General features: G+C 62.6%; 6 protein-coding genes and 1 pseudogene. 4 read left to right on the top strand and 3 right to left on the bottom strand.

The window, feature by feature from the left end; genetic code table 11:
* The coding region (locus RWT78_RS25820; protein ID WP_314681840.1) for a UPF0182 family protein at positions 1 to 2,396 on the bottom strand (2,396 nt) is incomplete at its 3' end.
* Between the two features lie 168 nt (positions 2,397 to 2,564).
* On the opposite strand from RWT78_RS25820, the gene RWT78_RS25815 reads away from it, so the two are divergent.
* On the top strand, positions 2,565 to 3,167 hold the full coding sequence (locus RWT78_RS25815; RefSeq protein WP_003942343.1) for a PPA1309 family protein: 603 nt from the start codon (positions 2,565 to 2,567) through the stop codon (positions 3,165 to 3,167).
* A 26-nt stretch (positions 3,168 to 3,193) separates the two neighbouring features.
* On the opposite strand, the gene RWT78_RS25810 is transcribed toward RWT78_RS25815, so the two are convergent.
* A complete protein-coding gene (locus RWT78_RS25810; protein ID WP_314681838.1) occupies positions 3,194 to 4,216 on the bottom strand; it encodes a PDZ domain-containing protein in 1,023 nt (340 codons plus the stop codon).
* Between the two features lie 123 nt (positions 4,217 to 4,339).
* Here RWT78_RS25810 and RWT78_RS25805 point away from each other — a divergent pair, with 123 nt between their 5' ends.
* The 3 genes from RWT78_RS25805 (at position 4,340) to RWT78_RS25795 (ending at position 8,101) form a co-directional block, all read left to right on the top strand.
* On the top strand, positions 4,340 to 5,740 hold the full coding sequence (locus RWT78_RS25805) for a zinc-dependent metalloprotease (RefSeq protein WP_003942352.1): 1,401 nt from the start codon (positions 4,340 to 4,342) through the stop codon (positions 5,738 to 5,740).
* Positions 5,741 to 5,838: 98 nt separating this feature from the next.
* Positions 5,839 to 6,753 (top strand): hypothetical protein, encoded by a 915-nt coding sequence (locus RWT78_RS25800; RefSeq protein ID WP_314681836.1) that lies wholly within the window; start codon positions 5,839 to 5,841, stop codon positions 6,751 to 6,753.
* A 4-nt stretch (positions 6,754 to 6,757) separates the two neighbouring features.
* Entirely contained in the window at positions 6,758 to 8,101 is a 1,344-nt protein-coding gene (locus RWT78_RS25795) for an AarF/UbiB family protein (protein WP_314681834.1), read from the top strand.
* A gap of 5 nt (positions 8,102 to 8,106) precedes the next feature.
* On the opposite strand, the pseudogene RWT78_RS25790 reads toward RWT78_RS25795, so the two are convergent.
* Positions 8,107 to 8,223: pseudogene (locus RWT78_RS25790) on the bottom strand (WhiB family transcriptional regulator); the annotation flags it as partial.

The raw sequence follows: 8,223 nt of genomic DNA, 5'->3' as shown, positions 1-8,223 counted from the left end.
ACGGGCAACTGCAGAACAGTGATCTTGCCGTAGTCCTTCGGATCCGAATTCACCGTGATGTAAGCCGACAGGAAGTCTCGCTGGAATCCCACCATCGGACTTGTGAGCCGGAACGACGGCGCGCCGGTTTCCTGGTCCCCCACCATCACGTAGTACGGCGGTTCATTTTCCTTCGAATTCTCCACCGTCGGCTCGTTGGGCACCGACCAGAAAGCGTTGTTGGTGAAGAACTCGGTCGGATTGTCGACGTGGTACTTCGCCAACATTTCCCGCTGAACCTTGAACAGGTCTTCGGGATAGCGGAAGTGTGCCCGCAGATCGTCCGAGATGTCACTCTGCGGCTTGACCGTGTCCGGGAACACACCCTTCCACGCATTGAGTACCGGGTCGTTGTCGTCGACCTGATAGAGCGTCACGGTGCCGTCGTAGGCATCGACGGTTGCCTTGACCGAGTTGCGGATGTACGAGACTTCCTTCTTCGGCAACAAACGACCGGTCGTTGCATCCACACTGTCCGCGACCAGTCCGTCCAGCGAACTGCGCTGTGCGTACGGGTAGTTCTCCAGCGTGGTGTACGCATCGACGATCCAGACGATCTTGCCGTCGACTGCGGCCGGGTACGCATCTCCGTCAGTGGTCAACCACGGAGCAACCTGACCGACGCGATCGCGAGGATCACGGTTGTAGATGATCTTGGAATCCGAACCGACGGCACCCGAGAAGAGAATGTTCCTCTCCGTGTACTTCGCCGCGAAAGCCAAGCGATTGACCCAGTTTCCGATGGAGACGCCGCCGGAACCGGTGTAGGTGTACTTGGTCTGCTCCGTGTCGTATTCGCGAGCTTCCGAACCACCGGCACCACCGACGATTGCGTAGTCGTCAGCGCCTTGACCGATGACCTCGCCGTAGTAGATGCGCGGTTGATCGACCTTGATGACCTGTGTTCCCGCGTCCTGCGAGGCGATGTCGCTGACCGTGTAGATCGGGTAGCCCGCATTGTTGTTGTTCGCGTTGTCCTTCGTCGGGTCCAGGACCGGCGCAGTGATCTTGTTCGCCGGAGCGGCCACCAAGCCGTCGCCGTGGGTGTAGACCGTGTGCTTGTTGATCCAGTCCGTCTGGTTTCCCTGCAGGTTGTTCGGTGAGATCTCACGCGCCGCCACGATGTAGTCGCGCATCTCACCGTCGATGTCGTAGCGATCGATGTCGAGCGAGGGCGGGAACCCGTAGAAGTTCTGACGCTGTTGCTGCTGGGTGAAAGTGGGCGACAGAATGTTCGGATCGAGGAGACGAGCATTGGCAATAGTGGTGACGTCTGCCGGCACTTCGCGCGGAATTGCGTCGCCGTCACCCGAGTAAGGCTGATATGTGACCTTGTCGTCCGTGATTCCGTAGGCCTGCCTGGTGGCCGCGATGTTCCGCTCGATGTACGTACTCTCCTTGTCCGCCGCGTTGGGCTTGACGGAGAACTGCTCGACGATCATCGGCCAGACTGCGCCAACGAGCACGGACGAGAGAACCAACAGAGCAACGGCCATAGCCGGGATACGAAGGTCGCGGGTGAAGATCGCAGCGAAGAAAGCCAAAGCACAGATGATCGCGATGGACATCAATATCAGCTTTGCCGGGAGCACAGCCATGATGTCCGTGTACCCCGGGCCGGTGAACGTCGGCTCTTTACGGCCGCTCGAAAGCAACGAGTAGCGATCGAGCCAGTAGGCGACGGCCTTCAACAGCACGAAAGTGCCCGCCAGAACAGCCAACTGCACACGAGCGGCGGTAGTGAACGTCCCCGCTCGTCCGGCCAATTTGATTCCACCGAAAACGTAGTGGGTGATCAGATTTGCCACGAAAGCCAGCAGGATCGAGACGAACAACCAGTTGAGAACGAAACGGTAGAACGGCAGATCGAACGTGTAGAAGCTGACGTCCATGTTGAACTGCGGATCGGTGATACCGAATGCCTGGCCGTTGAGGAACAACTGGATAGTGACCCAGTTGGCCTGCGCGATGAGACCGGACAGGATGCCGATCGCTACCGGAATGATCACGCCGAACAGACGAAGACGCGACATGACGGTGGTGCGGTAGCGCGCGATCGGATCATTGGGTCCGGAGACCGGGACGAACACCGGGCGTGCGCGGTACGCGAGAAGCATCGCGAGCCACACGATGGCGCCGACGACAATTCCGACAACCAGGAAGAGCACGAATCGCGTCAGCAGAACCTTGGTGAAGACACCGCGGAAGCCGACTTCGCCGAACCACAACCAGTCCGTGTACATGCCGATCAGTCGCGGCCCCACGAGCAGCAAGGCCGCCACTACGACAGCCACCACCAACAAGATTCGACTGCGTCTGGACAGAGAGGGTAAACCTGCGGGGGGCCGCATGCCCACGTGCCACGCTCCAAGATTTGGCGACGCCGTGGCGTCGCAACCGATTGCATCGATCACTGCGGCCACGCCCGAGTGGACTTGGCCGTTTCCGACCACTCTACGTAACAACGGTCACGGGTTGACAACACGGAGAGCGGGGAGCCGGACAGAAGGTGGGAGGATGAACGCGTGAGTGAAGAGAATATGAGCAGATCACCGAGTGCCCTCGCCCGGTGCGTTCATGAAGTTGTCGACCACATCGACGCCGAAGGCTGGGATCAACCGCCGAAGCTGTACGCGTTGGTACCCACCGAGATGCTCGCCGCGGCCGAACCCGGACTGCTCGACCAACTCGCCGAGGGCGCCGAATACACACCGATCGAACAGGAATCGCTTCCCGAGGACATCATCGGCGGTTCACGGGCACTCGACGAGTTCCTGGCGACGACGCATTGGCCCGAGTCCGTGCAGGGTTGCATCCTGGTGCAGGAGATCGTCGTCCTGCCGCCCGAGGCGGAATCGGATCTCGACCACGCCACGGCGCCGGTGTTGACCGATCAGCACGCGGCGGACGAAGTCGCTCGACTGACGGCCGACGCGCATCCCGATCGACGCGAAGCTCGACTGTTCGTCGGCGTGCTCCGTGACGGTCCCTCGCTGTCGCTCCTACAGATGCGTCCCGACGAGGATGCGGATCCGTACGGTGACTTGGAACTGCTCACCTACGACGGTCTTGCACCTCACCTCGTGCACGCCTTGTACGCGACGCTCGACGAGGTCGAAGAAGACTGACAGAGTCGTCGGCGGCCAGGCAGCTTTCAGCAGCGGGGTGCGTCGCCGCCCGTGTTGAGGCTCTCGAGTGAGTCCACTGCGCCGGGCAGGTTGTCGACCTTGACGAGTCGAAGCCCGTCCGGCGCATTCTGTTTCGCCTCGTCACAGTTCTGGGCCGGCACGAGGAAGGTCTCAGCACCGGCTTCGGACGCGGCGATCAACTTGTACCTGATGCCGCCGATCGGACCGACCTCGCCGTCGGAGTCGATGGTGCCCGTTCCGGCCACGAACTTTCCACCGTTGAGCTCCCCCGGAGTCAGCTTGTCGACCAAGGCCAGTGTGAACATCAGTCCGGCAGAAGGACCGCCGATGTCGGCGAGATTGAACTGCACGGTGAAGGGAACGTCCGGGACCTCGTTGGGTGTGACGCCGAGGTAACCCGATTCGGGCTTGTTGGGCCGCGCCCCGACGGTGACCGGCACCACGGTCTCCACACCCTCACGTAGGACGGTGACGTCGATCGCGGTGCCGGGCGCGATCGCACCGACCGTGTCCTGAACGCCGGTGATGGTGGTTACCGGAGCGTCGCCGATCTTGACCAGGACGTCGCCTTCTTGCAGGGCACCCGCAGCGGGACCGTCCGGGGTCACCTTCGAAACAGTCAGTGACACCGGCTTGCCGAGAAAGTGCAGTGCCGCCAACTCGGCACTGTCCTCGGACTGCTGGAAGTCGGCGGTGTTGGCCTGCTGAATCTCTTCCTTCGACTTCTCGGGTGGATAGATCTCCGAGCGAGGGACGAGTCCGTTGCTGCCACTCGCCCACAGTCCGAACGCTTCGAAGATGTTGAGGCCGTCGCGAACCGACACCGTTGTCATGTTGAGGTTGCCGTCGGTGGGATCGACCTCGGTCCCCTGGATGTCCACGACGGGCTTACCGTCGACGTCGCCGAGCGTGTTGAAGGTGGGGCCAGGACCGAGTGCGACATAAGGAACAGTGACCATTGTTCCGACGACTCCCAACACGACGATGGGTGCGAGTGCGGCCAAGAGCGTCACTATCCGTCGATTCACCTGATCCAGAGTAAAGCGCGAAGGCTCCGGAGCACCGATCGCACCGCCTGAGCGCCGTGCGTGTTCGCCGTCAGCGTGACTCGGAGGGCGACTCCGACCGCTCGAGCCTTGTACCGTTGAGGTATGAGCAATATGCCGTTCGGCTTCTCCAACTCCGACGACGATCCCGATCGCGACAAGAACGCGGCGGGTGGCAATCCGTTCGGGGGTGGTGACATGCCGTTCGGGTTCGGCGCGGGCGGTGAGGGATTCGATCCGGCTCAGCTCGGCCAGATGCTCACCCAGTTCGGGCAGATGCTGAGCGGAATGGGCTCGTCGATGGGCCAGGGCGGTACGTCCGGCCCGGTCAACTACGACATCGCCAAGAAGCTGGCACGCCAACAGATCGGATCGGTCACACCGATCACCGAGGGCAACGTCAAGGCGATCGCCGACGCCGCGCACCTGGCCGAGATGTGGCTGGACGCCGCGACAACGCTCCCTGCCGGAGCGAGCCGCACTCTTGCGTGGACTCCGAACGACTGGCTCGACAACACGATCGACACCTGGAAGCGACTCTGTGATCCGGTGGCCGAGAAGGTAGCGGGCATGTGGGTCCAGGGTCTTCCGGCCGAAGCACAGCAGATGGCTGGCCCGATGCTGGGCATGCTCGGCCAGATGGGCGGACTCGCGTTCGGCTCGCAATTGGGCCAGGCACTCGGCCAACTGTCCACCGAGGTGCTCTCCTCCACCGACATCGGCCTGCCCCTCGGCCCCGAAGGCACCGCGGCCCTTCTCCCGGCTGCGGTTCAGGCTTTCAGTGAGGGTCTCGAACAGCCGCATCAGGAAGTTCTGGTCTTCCTCGCCGCGCGGGAAGCCGCTCATCAGCGCCTTTACAGTCACGTTCCGTGGCTGCGCCAGCGTGTTCTCGCGACAGTGGAGGAATACGCCCGCGGAATCACCATGGACTTCTCGGCGATGGAAGAATTCGCCAAGGACCTCGATCCATCCGCTCTCACCGATCCGAGCAAGCTCGAAGCGTTGATGCAGCAGGGCACGTTCGAGCCGCAGAACACACCGGAGCAGAAAGCCGCTCTCGAACGTCTCGAGACTCTGCTTGCGCTGGTCGAGGGCTGGGTGGAGACGGTCGTCACCGCCGCACTCGGCGAGCGACTGCCTGGTGTTGCCGCGATGAGTGAGACGTTGCGGCGTCGCCGCGCTACCGGCGGCCCCGCCGAACAGACCTTTGCGACGCTGGTCGGACTCGAACTTCGTCCTCGCAAGGTCCGTGAAGCGGCTGGTTTGTGGCAGAAGCTCACTGCGGAAGCCGGTATGGACGTTCGCGACGGCGTCTGGTCACATCCTGACCTCATGCCCGATTCGAGCGATCTCGACGCACCGGACGGATTTGTCGCCCGTGTCCTCGGCGCCGGCGAAGCCGGTAATTTCGACGACCCGATAGCCCAGCTCGAAGCCGTCGTGGCAAAAGAGCGTGCGGCCGAGGAAGCGATGGACAAGACCCGCGAGGACGACGAAGAGAAGTAATCCCTTCTCGACCGATTTTCGCAGATCAGCCGCGATGACCGCCTGTGGATAACTGCCGCTGACGGGGACTCGCCGAGGGCCCGTCGTGCCAGCATCGAATGATGACCGGTCACACACACGACGACACCAGACAAGACAGCACTTCACAGCGATCCGCGGGACCCCGATGGGACCCGCGGATTGCTGTTCTGTCGCGCCCGGACGGTCGACTGCAGCTGGGATGGACCCCCGGACGTGCCGTCCTGCTGACTCTGCCTGTCGGGGTCGACGATCGCGCGGTGAAGTCGATCCTGCGCAAAATGGACGGCTCGAGACCCCGCGCGACCATCCTCTGGGAAGCGTCGAGGCGCGGGATTCCCACGTCGGTGACGGAGGAGTTGCTCGAGCAACTCGCCGATTCCGGTTTCGTCCACACTGCCCGCAGAAGCACCGCGACGGTCCGGATTCACGGTGTCGGTCCGCTCTCTGACGCCATCGAGCGCGCACTGGTCACCGGCGGGGTCAGCACGCGTCGCTCGCGCGGGTATCGCAACACCGACGTCGTGCGCACGTGGAACGAACAACTGGTGGTCCTGAGCGACGACGTCGTGACTGATCCTCGTCTGGTCAGCGATCTCGTTCGCTGCGGACTCCCCCACCTTTCCATCCGCATCCGCGACGGCAACGGTGTGGTCGGGCCTCTTGTCCTGCCTGGTCAGTCGAGTTGCCTGCGGTGCGCCGACATCCTCCGATCCGAACTCGACCCTCATTGGCTTCATCTGTCCGCGCAGCTACTCGGCAGCGCAGGCCACGCGGAATCGGCGATGATCCATGCAAGTGTCGCGCTGGCCCTGGCCGAGATCGACTCCGCATTATCGGAGACAGCGGCGACGCATGCGGCGAGTCTGTCGTCGACGCTCGAGATCGCGCTGCGTCCGTATCGGATCACAACCAGGCGCTGGCCTCGGCAAATATCCTGCAGTTGCCAATACCTGGCACCTGTTTCGGGCAAAGGACGCCCCAGTCAGACATGATGGTGTGGTGTCCGAGATCCCACGCAAGAGTTCTGCCCGTACTGCCAAACTCGCGAGCATCCCCCTGGGGATGGCCGGTCGCGCCGCCATGGGCTTCGGACGCAAGCTCGCCGGCGGTGACAAAGGCGAGATCGACGCACAGTTGAGCGCGAAGGCCGCCGAGCAATTGTTCGCGGTGCTGGGCGAACTCAAGGGTGGCGCGATGAAGCTGGGCCAAGCGCTCAGCGTCATGGAGGCGGCTATTCCGGAGGAATTCGCCGAACCATACCGCGAGTCGCTGAACAAGCTTCAGGCCGCTGCCCCACCGCTGCCGACCAAGCAAGTACACAAGATGCTCGACCAGCAACTCGGAACCAAGTGGCGCGACCGATTCCAGTCGTTCGACGATGAACCGACCGCGTCGGCAAGCATCGGGCAGGTTCATCGAGCCGTCTGGGCGGACGGCCGCGACGTAGCCGTGAAAGTTCAGTACCCCGGCGCCGACGAAGCTCTACGCGCCGATCTCAAGACCCTGGGCAGATTTGCCGGTCTCTTCGGTTCGGTCATGCCCGGTGTCGACGTACGGCCCGTGATCGAGGAGTTCACCGCGCGCACGGAGGAAGAACTCGACTATCGGATCGAGGCGAACAATCAGCGAGCTTTTGCCAAAGAGTTCGACGGAGATCCCCAATTCGTGATCCCGCACGTCGTGGCGAGCGCGCCGAAAGTGGTCGTGACCGAATGGATGACGGCAACCCCGTTGACCAGAATCATCGAGAGTGGAACGCCGGAGCAGCGCAATGCGGCCGGTGCACTACTCGCCGAATTCCACTTCGCGTCTCCGGCCCGTGTCGGATTGCTCCACTGTGACCCGCACCCCGGCAATTTCATGCTTCTCGAGGACGGCCGACTCGGCGTCATCGACTTCGGTGCTGCTGCGCCGTTCCCGAACGGACTGCCACGGGTTCTCGGCACGATGGTGCGCTTGGCTGTCGAGGAACAATTCGACGCGTTGACGGAGTTGTTGCGCGCCAACGGATTCGTGATCCCCGGACGCACGGTGACCGACAAGGAGATCGCGGATTACCTGCGACCCTTCACCGACCCGATCCAGACCGAGTCATTTCACTTCACTCGGGCATGGCTGCAAAAGGCCGCCGGAACCGCCACTGACTTCAACAGTGCGCAGTTCCGAACGGCCCGTGCACTCAACCTTCCGGCCGAGTATTTGATGATCTTCCGTGTTCTTCTCGGTTCGGTCGGCATATGCGCCCAGTTGGACGCATATGCCCCGTACATGGAAATCCTGACTCGTTGGTTGCCAGTGTTCGCGGAGCCGGTTATGGATGAAACCGGCTCCGCCGAATAGGGCTCTCACGCGCACACAAGTTGCTTGCGTGGGCGCCCTCTCGGTCTCTTGCGCGCTATGACGGCCCCCTGATCGAGGATCTCGCCGCCCCACACCCCCCATGGCTCGGCGCGGTCGAGAGC

It is taken from the genome of uncultured Rhodococcus sp. (assembly GCF_963525155.1).
GTDB lineage: Bacteria > Actinomycetota > Actinomycetes > Mycobacteriales > Mycobacteriaceae > Rhodococcus_F > Rhodococcus_F qingshengii.
Note: the sequence above shows the minus strand (reverse complement) of the source record. Positions and strands in the feature narration are given on the sequence as shown.

Bases quoted from the DNA above. Each gene is read 5' to 3' on its own strand.
- RWT78_RS25800 (WP_314681836.1), top strand. From the start codon at position 5,839: ATGATGACCGGTCACACACACGACGACACCAGACAAGACAGCACTTCA.
- RWT78_RS25805 (WP_003942352.1), top strand. From the start codon at position 4,340: ATGAGCAATATGCCGTTCGGCTTCTCCAACTCCGACGACGATCCCGAT.